Annotated in this window: 20 protein-coding genes and 6 tRNA genes; 10 read left to right on the forward strand and 16 right to left on the reverse strand. The window is 71.6% G+C overall.

The genetic code is table 11. The annotated features are described in order from the left end of the window. Positions 1-172: 172 nt before the first annotated feature. From MTR79_RS32235 to MTR79_RS32250, 4 genes are all read right to left on the reverse strand, one after another. A tRNA-Met gene (locus MTR79_RS32235) sits at positions 173-246 on the reverse strand. Positions 247-310: 64 nt separating this feature from the next. After that, positions 311-1,444, reverse strand: coding sequence for a dihydrofolate reductase family protein (locus tag MTR79_RS32240; protein WP_244792806.1), 1,134 nt, complete (start codon positions 1,442-1,444; stop codon positions 311-313). An 86-nt stretch (positions 1,445-1,530) separates the two neighbouring features. Further along, positions 1,531-2,190 carry a response regulator transcription factor gene (locus MTR79_RS32245; protein WP_122213796.1) on the reverse strand — a complete coding sequence of 220 codons (660 nt, stop codon included), beginning with the start codon at positions 2,188-2,190 and terminating at the stop codon, positions 1,531-1,533. Positions 2,191-2,220: 30 nt separating this feature from the next. Beyond that, entirely contained in the window at positions 2,221-3,267 is a 1,047-nt protein-coding gene (locus MTR79_RS32250) for a histidine kinase (RefSeq protein ID WP_086701989.1), read from the reverse strand. A gap of 393 nt (positions 3,268-3,660) precedes the next feature. Between MTR79_RS32250 and MTR79_RS32255 the strand changes: the two genes are divergently transcribed. Then, positions 3,661-3,909 carry a DUF3040 domain-containing protein gene (locus MTR79_RS32255; RefSeq protein ID WP_086701987.1) on the forward strand — a complete coding sequence of 83 codons (249 nt, stop codon included), beginning with the start codon at positions 3,661-3,663 and terminating at the stop codon, positions 3,907-3,909. Positions 3,910-4,049: 140 nt separating this feature from the next. On the opposite strand, the gene MTR79_RS32260 is transcribed toward MTR79_RS32255, so the two are convergent. The 4 genes from MTR79_RS32260 to MTR79_RS32275 all read right to left on the reverse strand — a co-directional run bounded on the left by MTR79_RS32260 (position 4,050) and on the right by MTR79_RS32275 (position 7,675). Next, positions 4,050-4,122, reverse strand: a tRNA-Lys gene (locus MTR79_RS32260). A gap of 153 nt (positions 4,123-4,275) precedes the next feature. After that, positions 4,276-6,465, reverse strand: coding sequence for a DEAD/DEAH box helicase (locus tag MTR79_RS32265; RefSeq protein ID WP_086701986.1), 2,190 nt, complete (start codon positions 6,463-6,465; stop codon positions 4,276-4,278). 237 nt (positions 6,466-6,702) lie between these two features. Continuing rightward, positions 6,703-7,251 carry a hypothetical protein gene (locus MTR79_RS32270; RefSeq protein ID WP_086701984.1) on the reverse strand — a complete coding sequence of 183 codons (549 nt, stop codon included), beginning with the start codon at positions 7,249-7,251 and terminating at the stop codon, positions 6,703-6,705. Between the two features lie 73 nt (positions 7,252-7,324). After that, positions 7,325-7,675, reverse strand: a complete 351-nt coding sequence (locus MTR79_RS32275) for a metallopeptidase family protein (RefSeq protein WP_033273422.1) — start codon at positions 7,673-7,675, stop codon at positions 7,325-7,327. An 84-nt stretch (positions 7,676-7,759) separates the two neighbouring features. Between MTR79_RS32275 and MTR79_RS32280 the strand changes: the two genes are divergently transcribed. The 7 genes from MTR79_RS32280 (at position 7,760) to MTR79_RS32310 (ending at position 14,464) form a co-directional block, all read left to right on the forward strand. Further along, complete coding sequence (locus tag MTR79_RS32280; RefSeq protein ID WP_086701983.1) at positions 7,760-9,400, forward strand: metallophosphoesterase; 1,641 nt, start codon at positions 7,760-7,762, stop codon at positions 9,398-9,400. 80 nt (positions 9,401-9,480) lie between these two features. After that, positions 9,481-9,553: transfer RNA gene (locus tag MTR79_RS32285), tRNA-Glu, on the forward strand. Positions 9,554-9,592: 39 nt separating this feature from the next. Beyond that, positions 9,593-9,667: transfer RNA gene (locus tag MTR79_RS32290), tRNA-Asp, on the forward strand. A gap of 24 nt (positions 9,668-9,691) precedes the next feature. Then, a tRNA-Phe gene (locus MTR79_RS32295) sits at positions 9,692-9,765 on the forward strand. Between the two features lie 94 nt (positions 9,766-9,859). Next, complete coding sequence (gene hrpA, locus MTR79_RS32300) at positions 9,860-13,849, forward strand: ATP-dependent RNA helicase HrpA (protein WP_244792808.1); 3,990 nt, start codon at positions 9,860-9,862, stop codon at positions 13,847-13,849. Positions 13,850-13,940: 91 nt separating this feature from the next. Continuing rightward, positions 13,941-14,015, forward strand: a tRNA-Asp gene (locus MTR79_RS32305). 230 nt (positions 14,016-14,245) lie between these two features. Next, positions 14,246-14,464 (forward strand): DUF6274 family protein, encoded by a 219-nt coding sequence (locus MTR79_RS32310; RefSeq protein WP_086701990.1) that lies wholly within the window; start codon positions 14,246-14,248, stop codon positions 14,462-14,464. Positions 14,465-14,900: 436 nt separating this feature from the next. On the opposite strand, the gene bldC is transcribed toward MTR79_RS32310, so the two are convergent. Further along, positions 14,901-15,107, reverse strand: coding sequence for a developmental transcriptional regulator BldC (gene bldC, locus MTR79_RS32315; protein ID WP_003949541.1), 207 nt, complete (start codon positions 15,105-15,107; stop codon positions 14,901-14,903). 540 nt (positions 15,108-15,647) lie between these two features. Beyond that, positions 15,648-16,490 (reverse strand): hypothetical protein, encoded by an 843-nt coding sequence (locus tag MTR79_RS32320; RefSeq protein ID WP_244792810.1) that lies wholly within the window; start codon positions 16,488-16,490, stop codon positions 15,648-15,650. 220 nt (positions 16,491-16,710) lie between these two features. Here MTR79_RS32320 and MTR79_RS32325 point away from each other — a divergent pair, with 220 nt between their 5' ends. Next, entirely contained in the window at positions 16,711-17,799 is a 1,089-nt protein-coding gene (locus MTR79_RS32325) for a Glu/Leu/Phe/Val dehydrogenase dimerization domain-containing protein (protein WP_244792812.1), read from the forward strand. 318 nt (positions 17,800-18,117) lie between these two features. Further along, positions 18,118-18,366 (forward strand): DUF3073 domain-containing protein, encoded by a 249-nt coding sequence (locus tag MTR79_RS32330; RefSeq protein ID WP_006133346.1) that lies wholly within the window; start codon positions 18,118-18,120, stop codon positions 18,364-18,366. A gap of 123 nt (positions 18,367-18,489) precedes the next feature. On the opposite strand, the gene purM is transcribed toward MTR79_RS32330, so the two are convergent. The 6 genes from purM to MTR79_RS32360 all read right to left on the reverse strand — a co-directional run bounded on the left by purM (position 18,490) and on the right by MTR79_RS32360 (position 24,188). After that, a complete protein-coding gene (gene purM / locus MTR79_RS32335) occupies positions 18,490-19,557 on the reverse strand; it encodes a phosphoribosylformylglycinamidine cyclo-ligase (protein WP_244792814.1) in 1,068 nt (355 codons plus the stop codon). A 33-nt stretch (positions 19,558-19,590) separates the two neighbouring features. Continuing rightward, positions 19,591-21,117, reverse strand: a complete 1,527-nt coding sequence (purF, locus tag MTR79_RS32340; RefSeq protein WP_048460397.1) for an amidophosphoribosyltransferase — start codon at positions 21,115-21,117, stop codon at positions 19,591-19,593. A gap of 62 nt (positions 21,118-21,179) precedes the next feature. After that, positions 21,180-21,965, reverse strand: coding sequence for an META domain-containing protein (locus tag MTR79_RS32345; protein WP_244792816.1), 786 nt, complete (start codon positions 21,963-21,965; stop codon positions 21,180-21,182). 70 nt (positions 21,966-22,035) lie between these two features. After that, positions 22,036-22,833 carry a maleylpyruvate isomerase family mycothiol-dependent enzyme gene (locus tag MTR79_RS32350; protein WP_244792818.1) on the reverse strand — a complete coding sequence of 266 codons (798 nt, stop codon included), beginning with the start codon at positions 22,831-22,833 and terminating at the stop codon, positions 22,036-22,038. A 9-nt stretch (positions 22,834-22,842) separates the two neighbouring features. Continuing rightward, complete coding sequence (locus MTR79_RS32355) at positions 22,843-23,679, reverse strand: M23 family metallopeptidase (RefSeq protein WP_244792820.1); 837 nt, start codon at positions 23,677-23,679, stop codon at positions 22,843-22,845. Positions 23,680-23,705: 26 nt separating this feature from the next. After that, on the reverse strand, positions 23,706-24,188 hold the full coding sequence (locus MTR79_RS32360; RefSeq protein ID WP_086704095.1) for a helix-turn-helix domain-containing protein: 483 nt from the start codon (positions 24,186-24,188) through the stop codon (positions 23,706-23,708). Positions 24,189-24,375 lie beyond the last annotated feature (187 nt).

Consider the following 24,375-nt stretch of genomic DNA (forward strand, 5'->3'; position numbering starts at 1 on the left):
GTTGACTGCGTCTCGGACGACCGGCCGAACCTGACGGTTCGTCAGTTGTTATGCGCTGCGACGCCGTTCGCTCACTGTGCGTGAAAGGCGGGGTGAGGGGCGGGTAACGAGCACCCTCTCGGAGAAACACCGAGGGCCGGAACCCTTTCGGATTCCGGCCCTCGGCCTTCAGTAGCGGGGACAGGATTTGAACCTGCGACCTCTGGGTTATGAGCCCAGCGAGCTACCGAGCTGCTCCACCCCGCGTCGGTGAACACAAGTGTACGGCATCCACGGGGCCCGATGCACATCACTTCCCCGGCGGGCGCGATCAGCCGCCCAGCAGGTGCGCGTTCGGCGCCTTCGCGCGCTGCTCGAACTCCGGCAGCACCAGCACCGTGGCACCCCCGTCCGCCAGTACGGCGCTGCCGTCGGCGTCCGTCACGAAGGTGTCCGGCTCCCGCCAGGCCGTGACCACGCGGCGCACCCCCGCGTCCAGGATCAGCCGCGCACAGGGCGCCGGACGGGACGCGCGGCGGGCGCACGGCTCCAGGCTGGAGTAGACGGTGGCGCCGGCCAGCCGCGGGTCGGTGGGGTCGGCCTTGGCGAGCGCAGCCTCCTCCGCGTGCACCACCGGGTCGTCGCCCTCCCGCGAGTGACCCCGCGCCAGCTCGGTGCCGTCGGCGGCGACCACGACCGCGCCGACGCTGAACGCCGTTTCGGAGGGCGGGCACTGTCCGGCCAGATTGCAGGCGAGGGCGAGCCAGTGGCGGTCGGCGGCCGACGGCAGCGCGCCGGTGCCGGGCGCGGTGGGCTCGTAGCGCGTCAGGACGACGTCACCGACGGGCCGGGTCTCGACCAGGCGCAACCGCCCGCCCTGGTAGGAGCCGGGGCCGAACAGGCGGGGGGCGTCCGGGTCACCGACGAACAGCGGAGCGAGGACGACTTGGAGCTCGTCGGCGAGCCCTTGGGTGACCAGCTGGGTGTGGATCCGGCCGCCGCCCTCCACCATCAGCCGCCGCACCCCGCGCACCTCGTGCAGGTGCTCCAGCAGCCGCCGCCAGTCCAGGGCGTCGCCGAGCGGCACGACGTCGGCGGCGATGCCGAGGGCGCGGGCCCGTTCGGCGCCCTTGTCGGTGGTGTAGAGGACCTTCTCGCCTCCGGTGTGCCAGAAGCGGGCCGCCGGGTCCAGGTCGCCGGAGCCGCTCACCGTGACCTTCAGCGGGTACTCGGGCAGACCGTCGGCGACCCGGGCGGCGCGCCGCTCGGGCGAGTTGACCAGCAGCCGGGGGTTGTCGGCGCGGATCGTGCCGGCGCCGACCAGGATGGCGTCCACGGACGCCCGTACCTCGTCGACCCGGTCGAAGTCGGCCGGGCCCGACAGCAGCAGCCGCTCCGGGCCGGTGTCGTCCAGGTAGCCGTCGAGGGAGACGGCGGCGGACAGCAGGACGTACGGGTACGGCATCGGCGGGCTCTCCCGGGTGCGGGCGGCGGCGGGACCGCTGCGCGGTCCGGCTCCAGTCTGGCAACCCGTGCGGCCGGGGACGGAGGTCAGGGCTCGATCAGGCCGACCCGGATGGCGTACCGGGTGAGCTCGAGCCGGTCCTTCAGGCCCAGCTTGGCGAGCAGGTTGGCCCGGTGCCGCTCCACCGTCTTGGGGCTGATCACCAGCATGTCCGCGATCTGCTGCGAGGTGTGGCCCTCGGCGACGAGCTTGAGGATCTGCTCCTCACGGTCGGTGATGGCCTTCGCGGGCAGGGACCGGCCCTCCCGCGCGAGGTCGAGGTAGTTGTGGATGAGCGCGTTGACCGCCCCCGGGTAGAGGAAGGGCTCGCCCCGCATGGTGGCGTGGCAGGCCTCCACGAGGTCGCGGTCGGCGACCGACTTGAGGACGTAGCCGGAGGCTCCGGCGGCCAGCGCCTCGAAGAAGAACTGCTCGTTGTCGTACATGGTCAGCACGAGGATCCGGGTCTCCGGCAGGGTGCGGGAGAGCTCACGGGCCGCCTGCAGACCGGTCAGGCGCGGCATGGCGATGTCGAGGACGGCCAGGTCGGGGCGGTGCTCCCGGGCCAGTTCGAGGGCCTCGGCGCCGTCGGCGGCCTCCGCCACCACGGTCAGGTCCGGTTCGCCGTCCAGGATGAGACGGACCCCCCGACGGACCAGCGCGTGGTCGTCGGCGAGGAGGATGCGGGTGGGGGAGGCGTCTGTCATGGTTCAGCGTTTCCGGTCGGGGGACGTCGGTCACGGGGGCGGCGCGTGCGCTCGCGCGGAACGGCGCACCACGGCCGGGGCGGTCGAGGGGACGGACTTCCGCCCGGGTCGTACGGGGACGAGGACGTGCGCGGGGAAGCGCGCCGGGACGGGCACCGCGAGCCGCAGCTCGGTGCCGCCCTCCGCGCGGGGCTCCACGGTCAGCTCGGCGCCCACCAGCAGCGCCCGCTCCCGCATGCCGCGGATGCCGGCGCCCTCGGCGGCGCCGACGATGCCGCGGCCGTCGTCGCGGACCCGCAGCTCGACCCCGCCGGGCGTGCGGCGCAGCGCCAGCTCGGCGCGGCGCGCCCCCGCGTGCCGCGCGACGTTGGTGAGGCCCTCCTGGGCGACCCGGTAGAGCACCAGCTCCGACTCGCGGTCCAGCTCGGGCAGGCCGGGGTCGAGGCAGTGCTGGACGGTCAGCCCGGGCCCGCCGAACTCGGTGGCGAGCGCCTTGAGGGCGCTGGCCAGGCCCAGCTCGTCCAGCACGCCGGGGCGCAGCCGGCGGGCGATCCGCCGGATCTCCTCCAGGGAGGCGCGGGTGGTCTCCTGCACCTGGCGCAGCTCGTCGCCGAGCTCGGCCGGGGCGTGGTCGGCGGCCCGCTTGAGCTGGAGCAGCACGGCGGTCAGCGACTGGCCGACCTCGTCGTGCAGCTCACGGGCGATGCGGCGGCGCTCCGCCTCCTGCGCGGACAGGGCCCGCGCACTGCTGGTGGCCCGCTCGTCCTCCAGCCGGTCCAGCATCGTGTTGTACGTGGTGATCAGCTCGGCGATCTCGCCGCGCCCGCCGACCGCGGTCCGGTGCCCCGGGCGGAGCAGGTCGGTGGTGTTCATGGCGCGGGTGAGGCGCTGCAGCGGGGCGAGTCCGACGCGCAGCAGCAGAGCGTTGGCGACGAGCATGGCGGCCAGGCCCACGGTGAGCACCGCGGCCTCGGTGAGCAGCACCGGCGTCGACACGGTGACGGGTCCGAGGAGGAGGGCGGTGGCGACGATCAGCACGACGGCGTTCAGCAGGAAGATGCGCCAGAACAGAGGCACTCGGTTCCGCCTCCTCGCCGTCGGTACGCTCAAGGCCGCCGACGGCCCGCGGCCGGGGGCGCGGCGCGGGCCGTCACCGTCCAGCCTCCGCTCCGGACCGGGCGGGCGCCATCGGTGACAGTCCCCATTTTCCCGGCGTGGGCGGACCTCCGCCCACGCTTGTGTGCGTGCCGGTCTCCCCTGATGTTGGGGGGCGCGACGGATGGCTCAGGCCGTGCGCCCCGGGCGACCCTGGAGTCTTCGTACCGGGCGGGTGACGACCTCGGCGCACGGGCAAACTCCTGGATATCGGCCCGAGTTCGCGGCATGCCGGCGGTTCGCACACGTCCCGGTGCTCGGAGCGACGGTCGTCGACGGTGTGACCGGACGGCCACCCCCTGGGAAGGAGGAGCCGTGCCCCAGTCCGACGACGACCGCCTGGTCGATCTCGCGGCCCGACTCGAGCACGAGGACCCCCGTTTCGCCCGCTCCCTCGCCACCGGCCGCCCGACCCGCCCGCGCGAGTACCGGCGGACCAGCGCCTGGTGGGTGCTGATCGTGGGGCTGGGCATGCTGGTCGCGGGCATCGTCGTCCCCGACGGGCTGCTGATCGCGGCCGGCCTGGTGACCAGCGGCATCGGCGTGCAGCTCATCGACCCCTAGGAGCGGCCGGGCGACGACGACGTCCGGCGCCCGTCACCTCGCTGACCCGCCCTTTCCGAAGAACGCGAACGGCGCTCGTACCGGCCGGGCCGGTACGAGCGCCGTTCGCCGCGTCGGGGGGCTCCCCCTCCCGCGGGAGGTAGGCCCTGTGGGACTCGAACCCACAACCAATGGATTAAAAGTCCACTGCTCTGCCAATTGAGCTAAGGGCCCCTGGCGATGTTGCCTCCCCGAGCATAGCCGGACGTGGCCGGAGAGCCGATCGGGTATCGGCAGGCGCGTTGCGGCCGGAGGGGGCACACATGCGCGAGGGCCCGCGCGACGGGTGTCGCGCGGGCCCTCGGCGGTCATTCCGGTGAGGCGGTGTCAGCCGTTGCGCTTCCAGCGCGGCTTGTCCTCGCGGCGCTGGAACGAGCCACCGCCGCGGTGGTCGTCACGACGGCCGTAGGGGCGGTCGTGGCCGCCGGAGCGGAAGCCCGGGCGGTCGCCCTGACGGTCGCGGTTGAACGGGCGGTCGCTGCCCCGGTGGCCGGGACGGTCGTCACGGCGGAAGCCGCCGCGGTCGTCACGGCGCTCGAAGGAACGGCCACCACGGTCGCCCCGGTCATCCCGCCGGTCGAAAGAACGCCCGCCACGGTCGTCACGACGGTCGTCACGACGGAAGCCGCCACGGTCACCGCGGTCACGGTTGAAGCCGCCACGGTCGCCCCGGTCACCGCGGTCGTCACGGCGCTCGAAGGAACGGCCACCACGGTCGCCCCGGTCATCCCGCCGGTCGAAAGAACGCCCGCCACGGTCGTCACGACGGTCGTCACGACGGAAGCCGCCACGGTCACCGCGGTCACGGTTGAAGCCGCCACGGTCACCGCGGTCACCGCGGTCGTCACGGCGCTCGAAGGAACGGCCACCACGGTCGCCCCGGTCGTCACGACGCTCGAAGGAACGCCCGCCACGGTCGTCACGGCGGAAGCCGCCGCGGTCGTCCCGGTCGTCCCGGCGCTCACGCCGCTCGTACGGGGCCGAGGCCGCCGGGCGCTCGGCGTGCTCGGTCCGCTCGACGTCCCGCGCGGTCGGCTGCTCCGGCAGCGTCACCTCGGCCTCGGCCTCGGCCACCACGGCGGCCGCCTCGGCGATCACGGCCTGCGGGTCCTCGCCCCGCTCGCGCGCGGCGCGGGCGAGCAGCCGGTCGGCCTCCTCGCGCAGCTCGGTGGCGCGGCGCTGGGCGCGCTCCAGCTCCTTGGTGAGCTGGGCGACCTCGCGCTCCGCCTGCTGCGCGGCGTTGCCGGCGGACTCGGCCTGCACCTCGGTCATCGAGCGGGCGCCGGTGATCTCGGCGACCTCCGGGTCGAAGGCCGCGCCGCCCTGGATGATGTGGCGCGTGGCGTCGACGCCCGCGTCCTCCATCAGGCGGAAGATCTGGCGCCGCTGGTGCGGCAGCGACAGGGAGACGACCGTGCCGGTGCGGCCGGCGCGCGCGGTGCGGCCGGCGCGGTGCAGGTAGTCCTTGTGGTCGCCGGCCGGGTCGACGTTCAGCACCAGGTCGATGCCGTCGACGTGGATGCCGCGGGCGGCGACGTCGGTGGCGACCAGGACGTTGACGTAGCCGTCCTTGAAGTCGGCGAGGGTGCGGGTACGGGCGCCCTGGGTCATGCCGCCGTGCAGCGCCTCGGCCTTCACGCCGGAGTCGCGCAGCTGCTCGGCGACGCGGTCGGCGCCGAGCTGGGTGCGGACGAAGATGATGGTGCGGCCCTTGCGGGAGGCGATGGCCGCGGTGACCGGCGCCTTGTCCTTGGGCTTCACGACGAGGATGTGGTGCGACATGGTCGTCACCGCGCCCTGCGCCGCGTCCACCTCGTGCGACACCGGGGAGTCGAGGTAGCGGTCGACGAGGGTCTTGATCTCGTTCTCCATGGTGGCGGAGAAGAGCATGCGCTGACCGCCCGCCGGGACCTGGTCGAGCAGCTCCGTCACCTCGGGCATGAAGCCGAGGTCGGACATCTGGTCGGCCTCGTCGAGGACCGCGATCTCCACGTTCTCGAGGGAGCAGGCGCCGCGGTTGATGATGTCGCGCAGCCGGCCCGGGGTGGCGACGAGGACGTCGACGCCGCGCTCGAGGGCGTAGATCTGGTTGCCCATGGAGGTGCCGCCGCAGACGACCTTCATCTTCAGGCCGAGGACGTCGCCGTAGGGCTGGAGGGCGTCGGCCACCTGCATGGCCAGCTCGCGGGTCGGCGTCAGGATGACGGCGCGCGGCTTGTGCTTCTCGGTGCGGCCGCCGGCGAGCTGCGCCAGGGTCGGCAGACCGAAGGAGAGGGTCTTGCCGGAGCCGGTGCGGCCGCGGCCGAGGATGTCCTTGCCGGCCAGGGCGTCCGGGATGGTCGCGGCCTGGATCGGGAAGGGGCTGGTCACGCCGTTCTGCGCGAGCTTGCGCACGACGCCCTCGGGCAGACCGAGGTCGGCGAAGGTGGTCTCGGGGGCCGCCGTCCCGGCGGCGGTGGTGTCGGTGTCCTCGGTGTTCTCGGGCACGACGACGTGATCAGTACTGGCGATGGGCATACGAATGCGAAACCTTCCGGAGTCTCTTCGGCACGCGCCCGTCAACTCCGTGATTCGCAGTTCGCAATTACGACCGCCTCAATGCGGTCCACCACGGCAAGGGAGAGAGTACGCGCCACACGGCGCGCTCTGTTGTGGCGCCGGGCAAATAGGATCAAACGATCTGCCACCATACGCACCCCGTCCCCTCGGATGCAAATCAGCAGGTGAGAAGCGTGGGACGGGGCCGCGGCGACGCTAGGCCGGCGCCCCCGCCCGTGGCGCGGGCTCCCGCTGGGCGAGCTGGGTGTCGGGCGGCTGGTGGGCGGACGAGGAGGGCTCGGCCTGGGTCGGCTCGGACGTCGGCCCCGGGTCCCCCGGCGGGTCCGAGGGCTGCTGGTCCGGAGTCCGGCTGGGCTCGGGCGGGTCGGGGCGGTCGTCGGGGGTCGGACGCGCGGGCTCGTCCGGGCCGCCGCCGTCGGACGCGGGGCGGCTCTCCTCGGCGGACGGCCGGTCGCCGGACGGGGACGGGCGCTCGCCCTTGCGCTTCTTCTTCCCGTCCTTCCCGTCCTCGTCCTTGCCGTCCTTCTCGTCGCGCCCGCCGTCGACCCCGGCCGCCCCGTGGCCGGCCTTGCCGCCCACCCGGTCGGTGCCGCCGTCCGGGGCCTCGCCGCCCGAGCGTCCCGCGGAGTGGGACGGCGCGGCCTTCCCTCCGGCGTCGTCGTCACCCACGCTCACGCATCCGGCGGCAGCGGCGACGGCCACGACCGTGGCGGCCAGGCGGACGGGTACGTACAAGCGGCGCACGGGGCCACCTCCGGTCGGAGTACAGGGTCGACAACCCCAACTCCCCTCACCCGCAAGAGGACACGCGGACGGCCTACCCGTAGCCGAGCGCGTGCAGCCGGGCGTCGTCGATCCCGAAGTGGTGCGCGATCTCGTGCACCACCGTGATCTCGGTCTCCGTGACCACGTCCTCCCGGGACTCGCACATCCGCAGGGTCGGCCCCCGGTAGATCGTGATCCGGTCGGGCAGCACCCCGGCGTACCACTCCCCCCGCTCGGTCAGCGGCGTCCCCTCGTAGAGCCCGAGCAGCTCCGGGTCGTCCGCCGGCGGCTCGTCCTCCACGAACACCGCGACGTTGTCCATGAGCCGCGTCAGCTCCGGGGGGATCCGGTCGAGCGCCTCGGCGACCAGCTCCTCGAACTCCTCGCGCGTCATCTCCAGCACGAAGCCATTGTCGGGGACGATCGGTCCGTACGAGAGGCGGGCGACACCCGCATATCCGGCCGCCTGTACGGGCATAGGGGATCAATGGCCCGCGTCCCGACTGCCGTCATGAACCTGATCCACCGCTTCCCACGGCTCCCGCAGGCCCCGACCCGCCGCCAACGCGCCGGCGCACGGCCCCCGGCCGGACCGGCCCTCGGCCCCGGCGCACGGCCGCGCCCCTGGGTACCCGCCCTCGGTCTGGTCGCGGTGGTGCTGCTCGGCGCCTGGCTCGGCCTTCTCGTCGTCGGCAACGTCCGTGTGCCGGTCGGCCCGATGGACACCACCATGGCCCTGCGCCCGTCCTTCACCGGCGGCACGAAGATCAACGTGTCCCCCCTGGGCGCGCTGCAGCTCGACAGCCACATCGCCCCGGTACGCCTCGACGTCAACGTCGACCAGCTCGACCCCGAGCGCTCCCGGGCCCTCGTCGACCACCCCGAGCGCCTCTCAGGGCTCCAGGACGAGGTCACCGACGACGTCGCCCGCGGCACCGCGGACCTCGCCGTGCGTTCCGTTGTCGCCGTCGTCACCGGCGCGACCACGCTCGGGCTCCTCGTCTACCGCCGCCCGCGCCGCGCCCTGGCCGCAGGAGGGCTCGCCCTCGGCCTGCTGGCCGCGTCCGGCGGCTCGGCGTACGCGAGCTGGAACCCGGACTCGGTGCTGGAGCCGAAGTTCTCCGGCCTGCTCTCCTCCGCGCCCTCGCTGGTCGGCGACGCGCGCAGCATCGTCACCGAGTTCGACGTCTACCAGCAGGAGTTGGCCCGTCTGGTCACCAACGTGACCAAGCTCTACGACGCCACGTCCACGCTCCCCGTCTACCAGCCGGACCCGACCACCATCCGCGTCCTGCACGTCTCCGACATCCACCTCAACCCCGCGAGCTGGAAGATCATCGCCTCGCTGGTGGAGCAGTACCAGGTGGACGTGATCGTCGACTCCGGCGACACGATGGACCACGGCACGGCCGCCGAGAACGGCTTCCTGGACCCGGTCGAGGACCTGGGCGCCCCGTACGTGTGGGTGCGCGGCAACCACGACTCGCTCGTCACCCAGCGCTACCTCGACCGGATGAGGAACGTGCACGTCCTGGACGACGGCCGGGCGAGGACCATCGCGGGCCTGCGTTTCGCCGGCATCGGCGATCCGCAGTTCACCCCCGACCGCACGCAGAGGACCGGCGCCGAGCAGTCCCAGGAGCTGGCGGGCGCCCGGCTCGCCTCCGCGATGCGGGACCAGAAGCGGGCCGGCACCCCGGTGGACGTGGCGGTCGTCCACGAGCCCTCGGCGGCCCGCGAGGTGGACGGCACCGTGCCGCTGGTCCTCTCCGGCCATCTGCACCGTGAGGACACCGAGGTCATGCGGTACGGCACCCGGCTGCGCGTCGAGGGTTCCACCGGGGGCAGCGGCCTGCGCGCGATCGAGGGCAAGTACCCCGACCCGATCGAGACGTCGATCCTCTACTTCGACCGGGACACCAAGCGCCTCCAGGCCTGGGACTCGATCGAGCTGGGCGGTCTCGGGCTCACCACGGCGGAGGTCAGCCGGCACCTGCCCGAGGAGAACCAGCCGGGCGCGGACAGCTCCCCGTCCCCCTCGGGCAGCTCCCCCGGCGCCTCGTCCGGCAGCCCGTCGGGGACGGCCCCCTCGTCCCCCTCCGCCACGCCGTCGCGACCCCGTTCCTGAACCGTTTTGGCGAACCATCCCGCCATCCCATATGCTTCTCACGTCCCCGACGCGCTGAGAAGCGCCCAGGCGGGCCGATAGCCCTCATCGTCTAGCGGCCTAGGACGCCGCCCTTTCAAGGCGGTAGCACGGGTTCGAATCCCGTTGGGGGCACGCACCACCCTGTGCGACACTGTCGTACGACACAAGCTTGGTCCTGTGGAGCAGTTTGGAGTGCTCGCCACCCTGTCAAGGTGGAGGCCGCGGGTTCAAATCCCGTCAGGACCGCTGATGTTTCACGTGAAACATCGCGGCTGGGTAGCTCAGTTGGTACGAGCGTCCGCCTGAAAAGCGGAAGGTCGCCGGTTCGACCCCGGCCCCAGCCACAGCGAAGGCCCCGATCTCAGATCGGGGCCTTGTTGTGCGCCCCGGCAAAATGGCTCGCCGCGTTTTTCCGCGGTCTGAGATCCTGGAGTCCGTATGTCTACGCACTCTGCCCCCGCCCTCGGCTCCCTCGCCTCCCGCCTCTCCGAACTGTCGCTGCGCGATGCGCACCGGCTCGGGCGGCGTCTCGAGGGCGCCCGCAAGATCCGTAAACCGGAGGCGCGCGCCGCCGTGCTCGGTGAGATCGAGGCGGAGGTCGCCGCGGCCGGGGAACGGATGGCGGCGCGCCGGGCCAGGGTGCCGGAGGTCAGGTATCCCGAGCAGCTGCCCGTCAGCCAGAAGAAGGACGCCATCGCCGAGGCCATCCGTGACCACCAGGTGGTGATCGTGGCCGGTGAGACGGGCTCGGGCAAGACCACGCAGATCCCGAAGATCTGCATGGAGCTGGGACGCGGCGTCCGCGGCATGATCGGGCACACCCAGCCCCGCCGGATCGCGGCCCGCACGGTGGCCGAGCGGGTCGCCGAGGAGCTGGACACCCCGCTCGGCGAGGCCGTCGGCTGGAAGGTCCGATTCACCGACCAGGTGGACCCGGAGGCCACGTTCGTCAAGCTGATGACGGACGGCATCCTCCTCGCGGAGATCCAGACCGACCGCGAACTGCGCGCCTACGACACGATCATCATCGACGAGGCGCACGAACGGTCCCTGAACATCGACTTCCTGCTCGGCTATCTCGCGCAGCTGCTGCCGAAGCGTCCCGACCTCAAGGTCGTCATCACCTCGGCGACCATCGACCCCGAGCGCTTCTCCCGGCACTTCGACGACGCCCCGATCATCGAGGTCAGCGGGCGGACGTACCCGGTGGAGGTGCGGTACCGGCCGCTGCTGGAGGAGAACCCCGACGACGCTGACGACGCCGACCGGGACCAGATCACCGCGATCACCGACGCCGTCGAGGAACTGATGGCCGAGGGCCCCGGCGACATCCTGGTGTTCCTCTCCGGCGAGCGCGAGATCCGGGACACGGCGGACGCGCTGAACAAGAAGCGCTACCGCTCCACCGAGGTGCTGCCGCTCTACGCCCGGCTGTCGCACGCCGAGCAGCACCGGGTTTTCCAACAGCACGGCGGGCGCCGGATCGTGCTGGCGACCAACGTGGCCGAGACCTCCCTCACCGTCCCCGGCATCAAGTACGTCATCGACCCCGGCTTCGCCCGCATCTCGCGGTACAGCCACCGCACCAAGGTGCAGCGGCTGCCGATCGAGCCGGTCTCTCAGGCCAGCGCCAACCAGCGCAAGGGCCGCTGCGGCCGTACCTCGGACGGCATCTGCATCCGGCTGTACAGCGAGGACGACTTCCTCTCCCGTCCCGAGTTCACCGACGCGGAGATCCTGCGGACCAACCTCGCCTCGGTCATCCTCCAGATGACGGCGGCCGGCCTGGGCGAGATCGAGAAGTTCCCCTTCATCGACCCGCCGGACCACCGCAACATCCGCGACGGCGTCCAGCTGCTCCAGGAGCTCGGCGCGCTGGACCCCACGCAGAAGGACCCGCGCAAGCGCCTCACCCAGACCGGCCGGAAGCTGGCCCAGCTACCGGTGGACCCGCGTCTGGCGCGCATGGTGCTGGAGGCCGACCGCAACGGCTGCGTCCGCGAAGTCATGGTCATCGCCGCCGCCCTGTCCATCCAGGACCCGCGTGAACGTCCCGCCGACAAGCAGGCGCAGGCCGACCAGCAGCACGCCCGCTTCCGCGACGAGACCAGCGACTTCCTCGCCTTCCTCAACCTGTGGCGGTACATCCGCGAGCAGCAGAAGGAGCGCGGCTCGTCGTCGTTCCGGCGGATGTGCAAGCAGGAGTACCTGAACTTCCTGCGCATCCGCGAGTGGCAGGACATCTACGCCCAGCTGCGGACCGTCGCCAAGCAGATGGGCATCCACCTCAACGAACAGGACGCCCCCGCCGACCGCGTCCATGTCTCCCTGCTGGCTGGTCTGCTCTCACACATCGGCATGAAGGACGTGAAGGAGTCCAAGGACTCCGGGCAGGGCGGCGGCCGGCGCGACGGCGGGCGCAACGAGTACCTCGGCGCGCGCAACGCCAAGTTCGCCGTCTTCCCGGGCTCCGCGCTGTTCAAGAAGCCGCCGCGGTTCGTGATGTCGGCGGAGCTGGTGGAAACGTCCCGGCTCTGGGCGCGGGTCAACGCGAAGATCGAGCCGGAGTGGGTCGAGCCGCTCGCCGAGCACCTGCTCAAGCGCACCTACAGCGAGCCGCACTGGGAGAAGGACCAGGCGGCCGTGATGGCGTACGAGAAGGTCACGCTGTACGGCGTGCCGATCGTGGCGCAGCGGAAGGTGAACTACGGGCGGATCGACGCGGAGCTGTCCAGGGAGCTGTTCATCCGCAACGCCCTGGTGGAGGGCGACTGGCGCACGCACCACAAGTTCTTCGCGGACAACCGCAAGCTGCTGACAGAGGTCGAGGAGCTGGAGCACCGGGCGCGGCGCCGGGACATCCTGGTCGACGACGAGACCCTCTTCGACTTCTACGACCAGCGGATCCCCGACCATGTGGTCTCGGGTGCGCACTTCGACTCGTGGTGGAAGCACAAGCGGCGCGAGCAGCCCGACTTCCTCGACTTCGAGCGGGAGATGCTGATTCGTGAGTCGGCGGACGCGGTCACCAAGGCCGACTACCCCGACACCTGGCGGCAGGGCCCGCTCAAGTTCCGTGTGACGTACCAGTTCGAGCCCGGGGCGGACGCGGACGGCGTGACCGTCCACATCCCGCTCCAGGTGCTGAACCAGGTCACGGACGAGGGCTTCGACTGGCAGATCCCGGGTCTGCGCGAAGAGGTCGTCACGGAGCTGATCCGCTCCCTGCCCAAGCCGATCCGGCGCAACTACGTGCCGGCGCCGAACTACGCGAAGGCGTTCCTGGAGCGCGCCGTGCCGCTGCAGGAGCCGCTCACCGTCACCATGGCCCGCGAGCTGAAGCGGATGGTAGGGGTGCCGTTCGAGGCGGAGGACTTCGACTGGTCGCGCGTCCCCGACCACTTGAAGGTGACGTTCCGGATCGTCGACGAGCGGCGCCGCACGCTCGCCGAGGACAAGGACCTGGAGGCGCTGAAGCTCACGCTGCGTCCCAAGGCGCGCAAGGCGCTGTCGCAGGCGGCCGCCGCCACGGCGCAGCGTCAGGGCGGGGAGTCGCTGGAGCGCAAGGGGCTGACGGACTGGACGATCGGTTCGCTCACCCGGGTGTTCGAGACGCGCCGGGCCGGCCAGCCGGTGAAGGCGTACCCGGCGCTGGTGGACGACGGCGACTCGGTGTCGGTGCGGCTGTTCGACTCGGAGGCCGAGCAGGCGGAGGCGATGTGGAAGGGCACCCGGCGGCTGATCCTGCTGGGGATCCCGGTCAACCCGGCGAAGTTCGCTTCCGAGAAGCTGACCAACCCTCAGAAGCTCGCCCTGTCCGCCAATCCGCACGGCTCGGTGCAGGCGCTGTTCGACGACTGCGCCATGGCCGCGGCGGACAAGCTGATCGCGGACTTCGGCGGCCCGGTGTGGGACGAGGAGTCGTACCGGAAGCTGTTCGACAAAGTGCGGGCGGAGATCGTCGACACGACGGTCCGCGCGGTCGGGCAGGTGCAGCAGGTACTGGCCGCCTGGCAGGCCTGTGAGCGCCGTCTGAAGGGCGTCCGCAGCCCCGCGCTGCTGCCGAACCTCCAGGACGTCCGCACGCAGCTGGACGGGCTCGTGAAGCCGGGTTTCGTGACCGAGGCGGGGCTGCGCAGGATGCCGGACCTGATGCGGTACCTGGTGGCCGCCGACCGCCGGCTCCAGCAGATGCCGACGAACGTCCAGCGGGACACCACGCGCATGGCGAAGGTCCACGAGATGCGGGACGAGTACGCCTGGCTCCTGGAGCAGATGCCGCAGGGCCGGCCGGTGCCGCAGCAGGTGCGGGACATCCGCTGGATGATCGAGGAGCTGCGGGTCAGCTACTTCGCCCACGCGCTGGGCACGGCGTACCCCGTGTCGGACAAGCGGATCGTGAAGGCGATCGACGCCGTGGCACCGTGACGGGCCCCGCACGCAGGGTGAGTTCGACCAGGGGGCTCCCGCTCCTGTACAGTCCTTCTCGCAGCGCAACGCAGGAAGGCGCCGCGATTCTGGTCCTGTGGAGCAGTTTGGAGTGCTCGCCACCCTGTCAAGGTGGAGGCCGCGGGTTCAAATCCCGTCAGGACCGCATACCGGAAGGCCCGCCCCCCGTAAGGGATGGCGGGCCTTCCGCATGTGCGGACCCGTGCGGATCTGTGCGGGCGCCCCGGAGGCGCCGTAAGGGCCCCTCCGCAGGCCTGTAGGCCCGGGAAGGGCCCCACGGCCCAGTCCGGGGCTCCTGCGCCGTCTTGACGGCCTCACGGTCCCTCGGTACTCCAGGAACAGGGCACGTGTCCGCGGGGGGACCGGAGGTGGCGCATGACGGCATCGGCCAGGCATGAGACAAGGGCACTGCTCCGCGCGCATCTGGCTGCCGCGTCGTCGTACCGGCATCTCACCCGTCACTGCCCGGTCTGCCGCCGTCTCCAGCGCCTGGCGATGGACTCGGCGCCCGCCGACGACACCACGCGCGTGGAGCCGTCCGAGCCCGTCACGGATCCTCAGGAACAAGCCGCCGCCGACGCGCGTTCCGTCTAGCGCATATGCCGTCGGCCCAACAACCCAGCTGGTATGTGACGGGTGTCACTGCATGAGTTTTCACCGGGGCGGAACTTACGCCTCACCTACAACAGGTCAATTTAATATGTGCAATTGCACTCCCCCGAGTGCTCCGCCCCGGCCCCTTCGGAGCCGATCCCACAGGCCTCCTCAGGGTCCGACAAGCCCGCGCACAGAAGGCCGTTGAGGCCGCCCGGCCCCGCGCACGGATCCACCGCCGACGCACAAAAAAGATCGCGCTGGACCCGGCGGAGTCCAGCGCGATCAACGACGCACCCGGTGTTCAGTTGGCGGTGAAGCTCTGATTCGGTTGGGCGAGAGGGCTGTTGGGGCAGTCCCCGCGTCGCTTGGAGCTAAAAGTCCCGGGCGTCGCGGCCGGTGGGGGACCAGCCGGTTCTGCCCGGTTCATGCAGGTTCAGGCCTCGCTGCGCTGCTGCGGGATGCCCGCGAGCAGCGCGCGGACCTCGGCCTCGCGGTAGCGGCGGTGCCCGCCGAGCGTGCGGATCGACGTGAGCTTGCCGGCCTTCGCCCAGCGCGTGACCGTCTTCGGGTCGACGCGGAACATGGTGGCAACCTCAGCGGGGGTCAGCAGCGGCTCGGCATCAGGGGTGCGAGCGGTCATGAGCGGCCTCCTCGGGAGAACCGAACCTTCTCGGTTCTTTCCTCTAAATTCTGCACCTTGACCCGCGTTGCCCGAAATGGCGGACGCGAGTCGAGTCGGTTATAGGACGAACGGCTTGTCCTCGGCACTACAACTACACCATCTGTCCAGCCACGTCGGCCAAACCGATGGAATTGCCCTCCCAGGTGTTCATCAGCCGCGGAAGCCGATGGACCATGCCATAGCGGACAGTCACGCCCCTGTGACGATCAGTCACAGCAGCGCGCAGGAGTCACCGGACCCCCCATAGCGTGCAATGCTGAGATACCGCCCATAGTGGAGCACAACAGGACGGAGGAGCCCTCCCCGGACTCCTTGTCCTATTTTGGCATGAGGAGGGGCAAGGGGCGCAAGGGCCTTGTACGTGCGGTCCATCACGCTTGACACACTTGAGACGTACGCCCGGAACGGTCGCTACGTCCGATGTCGCATCCGGATTGACGCGACTTCAACCAACCTCAGGGCGAAGACAAAACCCCAAGAAAGGCGTTTGGTCAAACGTCAGTTCGCCGAGCGCAGGTCACGGACCGCGCGCCAGCGCTCGATGAGGCGCCCGTACGCCTCCGCGGCGCCCCCTTCGTCGCCCCGCCGCAGCGCCGCGATCCCCTCGCCCACGTCGGCCGCCGAGTGGTCGTCCTCCAGGGCGCCGGCCGGCAGGGCGTGCACGAGTCCCCCGTAGTCCAGCTCGACCAGCGAGCGCGGGTGGAACTCCTCCAGCCAGCGGCCGACGTCCACCAGGCCGTCGATCAGCAGGCTCTCGTCCACGGAGTCCCGCAGCGCCCGCAGCCCCCGCGCCACCCGACGCCGCGCCTGGACCATGGGCGTGCGGTAGCGCAGGACCGGAACCTCGCCCGCGGAGCCCTTGGCGTACTCGCGCTCCTCGTCGGCGAAGAGCACGAACCAGTTGATCGGCACCTGCCAGGTGGACGTGCGGATCCACGGACGGGCGTCGGGGTGCTCGGCCAGCCAGCGCTCGTAGTCCCGGCTCGTCTCGTTCCGCACGACCGGAGGCAGCAGGGCGTCCAGGACCGGCAGCGGGTACTCCTCCGCGAGCCCTTCCAGTGCCTGCCAGCCGCGCAGCCTGGTGCGCCACGGGCAGACGCGGACCTCGCCGTCCGTCTCCAGCACGAAGGCGTCGTCGCTCTCGTGCACCGGAACCGGCGCAGGCGGGACCGCCGCGAGGTCGGCCAGCGACCGGCGCAGCTCCTCCTGGTAGGACGGGAGGTCGTCCCGCCGGGCGTACCGCTCCCAGTGGCCGCGCTCCGGCTCGGGGAAGGCGGCCAGCGGTTCGTACACGCGCAGGTAGGCGGCGTAGGGGACGATCACCGAGGACACCTTGGTCACGCTCTGCTCCCTCCCCCGCGGACCGCCGCGAAAACCTGCCCGGCCTCCGCCCGGACGGGTGGGAAACCCCGGCAAATCGTCGCACGCGGTACTCCGGACGGAGGTGATCCGGGACACAGTGCCGCCGACCGGCAAGTAAGGATCTACTCTCGTGCCACAGCCCCCGCCACCCGTACGGGAGCCCGTCCCACCCGCCGCTACTTACTCAGGAGTCACCACAGTGACCGACGTATCTGACGGCGTCCTGCACACCCTGTTCCGTTCGGACCAGGGCGGCCACGAACAAGTCGTGCTCTGCCAGGACCGTGCCAGCGGCCTCAAGGCCGTCATCGCCATCCACTCCACCGCTCTGGGCCCCGCCCTGGGCGGCACGCGTTTCTACCCGTACGCCTCCGAGGAGGAGGCCGTCGCCGACGCGCTCAACCTCGCGCGCGGGATGTCGTACAAGAACGCCATGGCCGGTCTCGACCACGGCGGCGGCAAGGCCGTGATCATCGGCGACCCGGAGCGGATCAAGACCGAGGAGCTGCTGCTGGCCTACGGCCGGTTCGTCGCCTCCCTCGGCGGCCGCTACGTCACCGCGTGCGACGTCGGCACCTACGTCGCCGACATGGACGTGGTGGCCCGGGAGTGCCGCTGGACCACCGGCCGCTCCCCCGAGAACGGCGGCGCGGGCGACTCGTCGGTACTCACCTCCTACGGCGTCTACCAGGGCATGCGGGCCGCCGCCCAGCACCTGTGGGGCGACCCGTCGCTGCGCGACCGCAAGGTCGGCATCGCGGGCGTGGGCAAGGTCGGACACCACCTGGTGGAGCACCTGCGGGCCGAGGGCGCCGAGGTCGTGATCACCGACGTGCGCGAGGACGCCGTCCGCCGGATCCTCGACCGGCATCCCGAGGGCGTGTCGGCCGTGGCCGACACCGAGACGCTGATCCGCACCGAGGGCCTGGACATCTACGCCCCGTGCGCGCTCGGCGGCGCCCTGGACGACGACACCGTGCCGGTGCTGACCGCCAGGGTGGTCTGCGGCGCGGCCAACAACCAGCTCGCCCACCCGGGCGTGGAGAAGGACCTCGCGGACCGCGGGATCCTCTACGCGCCGGACTACGTGGTGAACGCCGGCGGCGTGATCCAGGTGGCGGACGAGCTTCGCGGCTTTGACTTCGACCGGTGCAAGGCGAAGGCGTCGAAGATCTTCGACACCACGCTCGCCATATTCGCACGTGCGAAGGAGGACGGTATTCCGCCGGCCGCAGCGGCCGACCGGATCGCCGAGCAGCGGATGGCGGAGGCGCGTCCGCTGCGATGAGGTCCGTGCGCGGCGCCCCCGATCGGGGCGCTTCGCACACCTGAGCGGTACCCGCCGGGGGGCACTTGGAGAGAACTCTCACTTCTCCCGGCGGGTCGACCGTCGATAAGTGGTTAAAATCGCGATTGACCAGCGAGGACAGGGCGCCTCGACGGTCCCGGGCGCGGGCACGTCATGCGGGCGACGTACCGTATGGGCGCGGGCTCAGGTACCGTGGAAGCCCTACGGACCGGTCTCTCCATGGAGAGCCCGTTCTGGACCATGAACGCGTGTCAAGACTCTGGGGCCGTCGAGCCCCGTCGTTGAGGGGGTCGAGCCATGGGGCGCGGCCGGGCCAAGGCCAAGCAGACGAAGGTCGCCCGCCAGCTGAAGTACAACAGCGGTGGGACTGACCTCTCACGCCTGGCCGAGGAGCTGGGCGCATCGACGTCGAATCAGTCACCGAACGGTGATCGTTTCGAGGACGATGAGCAAGACGACGACCTGTACGCAAAGTACGCCGACCTCTACGAGGACGACGAGGAGGACGAGGACGGCCCGTCCTCGCAACAGCGTCGCGGCGCTTGACCTTGCGTGGTGCATGAGCCCGGTCGGTGACCTAGGTCACCCGCCGGGTTCAGTGCTGCCCGGGCCGGCCACGTCGGCCGGTGCGCCGCCCGCCCGTTCACCGGGCGGGCGCCACCTCCGTGCTCAGTTCGCGTAGTCACCGACAAGAGCGGCACCCGTGGCGTTGTCACCGCGCTCGGTGATCTCGCCGGCCACCCAGGCGTCCACGCCGCGGTCGGCCAGCGTGCTCAGCGCCACGTCGACGGACTCCTGCGGCACGATCGCGATCATGCCGACGCCCATGTTCAGCGTCTTCTCCAGCTCCAGCCGCTCGACCGAGCCGGTCCGTCCGACCAGGTCGAACACCGGGGCGGGCGTCCAGGTGGAGCGGTCCACCGTGGCGTGCAGCCCGTCCGGGATCACCCGGGCCAGGTTGGCCGCCAGTCCGCCGCCGGTGACATGGCTGAACGCGTGCACCTCGGTGGTGTGGATCAGCGACAGACAGTCCAGCGAGTAGATCTTGGTGGGCTCCAGCAGCTCCTCGCCGAGGGTGCGGCCCAGCTCGTCGATCCGGGCGTCCAGCGACAGCCCCGCCCGCTCCAGCAGCACGTGGCGGACGAGCGAGTAGCCGTTGGAGTGAAGTCCGGAGGACGCCATGGCGATCACCGCGTCACCCGGACGGATGCGGTCCGCGCCCAGCAGCCGGTCGGCCTCCACGACGCCCGTACCGGCGCCGGCGACGTCGAAGTCGTCCGGACCCAGCAGACCCGGGTGCTCGGCCGTCTCGCCGCCCACCAGGGCGCATCCGGCCAGCACACAGCCTTCCGCGATGCCCTTGACGATCGCCGCGACACGCTCGGGGTGGACCTTGCCGACGCAGATGTAGTCGGTCATGAACAGCGGCTCGGCGCCGCACACCACGATGTCGTCCATGACCATCGCGACCAGGTCGTGCCCGATGGAGTCGTACACGCCCATCCGGCGGGCGATGTCGACCTTGGTGCCGACGCCGTCGGTGGCGGAGGCGAGCAGCGGGCGCTCGTAGTTCTTCAGGGCGGAGGCGTCGAAGAGGCCGGCGAATCCGCCGAGGCCGCCGAGGACCTCGGGGCGCTGCGTCTTCTTCACCCACTCCTTCATCAGTTCGACCGCGCGGTCGCCCGCTTCGATGTCGACGCCCGCCGCTGCGTAGCTGGCACCAGTGTTCTGGGACATGGCTGTGAGAGCTTTCGTGTCGTCCGTCAGGGCTTACGGGCGGCGGATCGCGTCGACCGCGGCCGGGGCGGCGGTGCCGGCGGCCAGCTCGGTCTCCAACAGCTGCTTGCCGAGGAGCTCGGGGTCGGGCAGCTCCATCGGGTATTCGCCGTCGAAGCAGGCGCGGCACAGGTTGGGCTTGGCGATGGTGGTCGCCTCGATCATGCCGTCGAGGGAGATGTACGCCAGGGAGTCGGCGCCGAGCGAGGTGCCGATCTCCTCGATGGTCATGCCGTTGGCGATCAGCTCGGCGCGGGTGGCGAAGTCGATGCCGAAGAAGCAGGGCCACTTCACGGGCGGCGAGGAGATCCGGATGTGGACCTCGGCGGCGCCCGCCTCACGGAGCATGCGGACCAGGGCCCGCTGGGTGTTGCCGCGCACGATCGAGTCGTCGACGACGACCAGGCGCTTGCCCTTGATGACTTCCTTGAGCGGGTTCAGCTTCAGCCGGATGCCGAGCTGCCGGATGGTCTGCGAGGGCTGGATGAACGTACGGCCGACGTACGCGTTCTTGACCAGGCCGGCGCCGAAGGGGATGCCGGAGGCCTCCGCGTAGCCGATGGCGGCGGGGGTGCCGGACTCCGGGGTCGGTATCACCAGGTCGGCCTCGACCGGGGCCTCCTCGGCGAGCTTCCGGCCCATCTCGACGCGCGAGAGGTAGACGTTCCGCCCGGCGATGTCGGTGTCGGGGCGGGCCAGGTACACGTACTCGAAGACGCATCCCTTGGGCTTCGCTTCCGCGAATCGGGACGTTCGCAGTCCGTTCTGGTCGATGGCGACGAACTCGCCCGGCTCGATCTCCCGGACGTAGCTCGCGCCGCAGATGTCGAGGGCGGCGGACTCGGAGGCGACCACCCAGCCGCGCTCCAGCCGGCCGAGGACCAGCGGACGGATGCCCTGCGGGTCACGGGCCGCGTAGAGGGTGTTCTCGTCCATGAAGACGAGGCTGAAGGCACCCTTGACCTTCGGCAGGACCACGTGCGCGGCCTGCTCCACCGTGACCGGCTCGCCGTCGGCGGCGCGCTGGCCGGCCAGCAGGGCGGTGATCAGGTCGGTGTCGTTGGTCGCGGCCACCTTGGGCGCGCGGCCGTTCTCCTTGGGGAGCTCGGCGACCATGTCGGCGAGCTGCGCCGTGTTGACCAGGTTGCCGTTGTGGCCGAGCGCGATCGATCCGTGCGCGGTGGCGCGGAACGTCGGCTGGGCGTTCTCCCACACGGACGCACCAGTGGTCGAGTAGCGGGCGTGACCGACCGCGATGTGACCCTGCAGGGAGCCGAGAGAGGTCTCGTCGAAGACCTGGGACACGAGGCCCATGTCCTTGAAGACGAGGATCTGGGAGCCGTTGCTGACCGCGATTCCCGCGGATTCCTGGCCCCGATGCTGGAGGGCGTAGAGCCCGAAGTACGTGAGCTTGGCGACCTCTTCGCCCGGAGCCCAGACACCGAAGACGCCGCAAGCGTCCTGGGGGCCTTTCTCACCGGGGAGCAGGTCGTGGTTGAGTCGTCCGTCACCACGTGGCACGCCTCCGAGTGTAGGCGAGATCGACCACTGGTCCGAATGCGGGATGTGGCCGCGCGGGTGGGTCAGCGGGCCGCGACGGCCCGTACCTCGGTGCCGTTCTCGCTGGTCAGCGTGAGGATGTCGCCGTCGACCGCGTACCGGGCGGCGCCGTTGAAGAGCTTCGTCAAGGCCTTCTCGGCGTCCATGAGTGAGTCTTCGCACATCATTCGGGTCAGGGACGGGACGCCGAGGGTGATATGGCTGTCGCGCACGGTGGCCTTCGCACGGACCTGGTTGCAGCCCAGGTTTCCGGAGACCGCGCCGCGCTCCCGGTCGAACGTGAGGTGGGCGCGGCCGGCGCCGTCCGGGGTGGTGACGTTCCAGCGGGTGCCGTGCAGCGGACTGTCCTGGGCCTCGCTGAGGCGCACGGTGTCGCCGGACGCGGTGGTCAGCGTGAGGCGGTCTCCTTCGACGTCCGCCTTCAGCTCTCCGGCGGCCAGGGCACGGGCGACGGCGCTCTCGCCCGCCATGATCCGGTCGTCGCAGGCTCGCAGGGTGGTCTCGGCGGCGGTCAGGCGCACCCGGTCGCCGTCGGTGCGGACGCGGGCCTCGAAGAGGTTGCAGCCGTAGCTGCCGGTGGCGCGGCCGTCCTCGCCGAGGGTGAGGTGGGCGCCGTCGGGGGCGCGGTGGGTGGCGCCGTCCGAGGTGACGCTGTCGACGGTCCAGCGGACGCCGGTGACCGGCCGCTCCGCCTCGGCGGCGCCGCTGCCGGCGCCCGCCTTCTCGCTGCCGCAGGCCGCGGCGAACGGGACGACGAGCACGGCGACGGCCGCCAGGGTCCTGCGCGAGGTGTGCTTCTGTCGGTCCATGCCGCTTCGACGGAAGCGCGGAGCGAGCGGTTCCTCCCGGTGTCGGCGCCCGTCCCTCGGCGCCCCTCCCTCAGCCGAGCAGCGGCAGGTACGGCCCGAGGTCGGCGCGCTCGCCGCTCGCGCCGACCTCGGCGGAGGCCACGGCGTCCGTCCAGGAGAGCCGCCCGCCGGCCAGCCGGATCCACGTGAGCGGGTCGGTCTCCACCACGTTCGCCGGGGTGCCGCGCGTGTGCCGGGGCCCCTCGACGCACTGCACCACCGCGAACGGCGGGACGCGCACCTCCGTGGAGCCGCCGGGCGCCTTCGCGGCGAGCGCGTCGGCCAGCAGCCGGACGCAGGTGGCCAGCGCCTGCCGGTCGTACGGGACGTCCAGGCCGGGGAGCGCGGCGTTCAGGTCGTCGGTGTGGACGACCAGCTCCACGGCGCGGGTGACCACGTAGTCGGTGAGGGGCAGGGCGCCCGCGCTGGTCGGGAGCAGCCTGCCGCTCGGGTGGGCGTCGAGGCGGGCGGTGAAGCGCCGCTCGGCGTCCGCCAGGTAGGCGTCGAGATCGGCGTGGCCGGCCGCGAGCCGGTGCGCGGTGTCCGCGATGGCTCCGGCGTCGGCTGCGATGGCGGCGGGCCAGTCGGTCAGCCGGGCGTCCTGCTTCGCGGGCTCCGGCTCGTCCAGCAGGCGGTCGACGGCCAGCAGCGCGACGCCGATGTGGGCGACCAGTTCCCGGACGGTCCAGTCGCCGAGCCGGGTCGGCGCGGCGAGCTGCTCCGGGGTGAGGGTGCCGACCGCGGTGCGCACGTGCCCGAACTGGGCCAGGACGGCGGCTCGGGTCTTGGCGGGGTCGTAGGAGCGGGGGCGTTTCCTGACCGGTGGCATGGCGGAAGCCTATGCGCGGGCGCCGACAGACCGGGCCGGGACCTCGAACACCTCGTTGTTACGGGGGACACCGATGCCGCGCCAGGTGAACGGTATGCCGCGCGCGGTGTCCGGGTCGGGGCCGTCCATGAGCTGGAAGTGCAGGTGAGGCTCGGTGGAGTTGCCCGAGTTGCCGACCTGGGCGAGCACCTGGCCGGCGTGGACGCGGTCGCCCTCACGGACGGTCAGGGAGCCTCGGCGGAGGTGGGCGTAGAGGGCGTAGGCGCCGCCACCGAGGTCGAGGACCACGTGGTTGCCGAGGATTCTTCCGGCGCCGAGCAGGTCGCGGACGTTCGCCTCGAGGAGCATCAGGTACGCGAGGGCGGGCAGCGAACCGCGGCTGAGGTGGTCGCGGGCCGTGTCGGTGGCCCGGACGACGGTGGCGTCGGCCACCGCGTGCAGCGGGGCGCCGTGAGCGGGGAAGTCGGCGTTGCGCCGGGCCACGGGCCACAGCGCGCGGAACGGTGGACGGGAGCCCGGCTCGGGCTCGGCGACCACGTCGATGGCGAAGGTCTGGCCGTAGGCGTGGGTGTGGTGGCTCGGGGTGTGGTCCGCCGGGCTGTTCAGCGCGATCCAGCGGCCGGCGACCGGGGGCTCGACCTCGACGGACGGCCGGGCGGCCCGGGGGCTGTCCGGGGCTCCGCCCCACCGGTTGGCGACGACCAGCACGGCGTACGCGAGCAGCAGCGGCAGGAAGTCCCACCACACCGGATGGCCGAGGTCCAGGGCCACGTGGGCGGTCACCAACGCGAAGAAGGCGATCAGGAGCGCGCGGTAGACGGTCTTGGCGAGTTTGCGTGCGGACATGCTTCCCCCAGTGCTCGTCGGTGCGGTCAGGGCCGCGCCGCTGCCAGTGCCACCAGCAGCGGCACCACCCGGCCCGCCGGGACCTCGTGCCGGCCCCGGCCGGTGCTGTGCAGCCAGCCGGCGGCGGTCAGCTGGCGCAGGTGGTGGTAGATCTGCCCGGTCGTGCCGATGTCGTCCAGCTCCGCCAGCTCGGCGGCGGTGCGGCGGCCGCCCGTTATCTCGCGGAGCAGCCGGAGCCGGACCGGGTGGCCGAGGGCCGCGAAGGACTCCGCGGCGTCCGGCCACTCGTAGGTGAGCAGGTCCGAGGTGAGCGCGCCGTGCTGCCAGTCGTACCGCTCGCCGGTCGGCAACCGCACCGCGCCGGTGAACAGCACGCCTCCGTCGGCGGCCTTCAACTCGGCGAGCTGCTCCTTGAGCCCCTCCAGAGCCCAGAAGTCGCCCTCCCCCATGGGGGCAGCCGTGCGGTCGGCCGCTTCGAGCGCAGCGATGCGGCGCTCGAGCTCGGTCATGCGCTCTTCCAGTTCCACGATGTCGAGATTACGTAACTACGTAATTCTACGCAAGGGCCGGTGCACACCTGTGGACAACCGGACCGACAACCGGCCCTGTGGACAACCGGCCCTGTGGACAGCCGGACCCGGCCCGGCGGCCGGACATGACGAAGCCCCCGCCGCAGAGGGCGGGGGCTTCGCGTGA

This window comes from Streptomyces sp. BJ20, from assembly GCF_022869105.1.
Lineage (GTDB): Bacteria > Actinomycetota > Actinomycetes > Streptomycetales > Streptomycetaceae > Streptomyces > Streptomyces griseoincarnatus.

Coding starts and splice junctions, on each gene's coding strand:
- MTR79_RS32240 (WP_244792806.1), bottom strand. CDS start 1,444: ATGCCGTACCCGTACGTCCTGCTGTCCGCCGCCGTCTCCCTCGACGGC.
- MTR79_RS32245 (WP_122213796.1), bottom strand. CDS start 2,190: ATGACAGACGCCTCCCCCACCCGCATCCTCCTCGCCGACGACCACGCG.
- MTR79_RS32265 (WP_086701986.1), bottom strand. CDS start 6,465: ATGCCCATCGCCAGTACTGATCACGTCGTCGTGCCCGAGAACACCGAG.
- MTR79_RS32280 (WP_086701983.1), top strand. CDS start 7,760: ATGGCCCGCGTCCCGACTGCCGTCATGAACCTGATCCACCGCTTCCCA.
- hrpA (WP_244792808.1), top strand. CDS start 9,860: ATGTCTACGCACTCTGCCCCCGCCCTCGGCTCCCTCGCCTCCCGCCTC.
- MTR79_RS32310 (WP_086701990.1), top strand. CDS start 14,246: ATGACGGCATCGGCCAGGCATGAGACAAGGGCACTGCTCCGCGCGCAT.
- bldC (WP_003949541.1), bottom strand. CDS start 15,107: ATGACCGCTCGCACCCCTGATGCCGAGCCGCTGCTGACCCCCGCTGAG.
- MTR79_RS32330 (WP_006133346.1), top strand. CDS start 18,118: ATGGGGCGCGGCCGGGCCAAGGCCAAGCAGACGAAGGTCGCCCGCCAG.
- purM (WP_244792814.1), bottom strand. CDS start 19,557: ATGTCCCAGAACACTGGTGCCAGCTACGCAGCGGCGGGCGTCGACATC.
- MTR79_RS32345 (WP_244792816.1), bottom strand. CDS start 21,965: ATGGACCGACAGAAGCACACCTCGCGCAGGACCCTGGCGGCCGTCGCC.
- MTR79_RS32350 (WP_244792818.1), bottom strand. CDS start 22,833: ATGCCACCGGTCAGGAAACGCCCCCGCTCCTACGACCCCGCCAAGACC.
- MTR79_RS32355 (WP_244792820.1), bottom strand. CDS start 23,679: ATGTCCGCACGCAAACTCGCCAAGACCGTCTACCGCGCGCTCCTGATC.
- MTR79_RS32360 (WP_086704095.1), bottom strand. CDS start 24,188: ATGACCGAGCTCGAGCGCCGCATCGCTGCGCTCGAAGCGGCCGACCGC.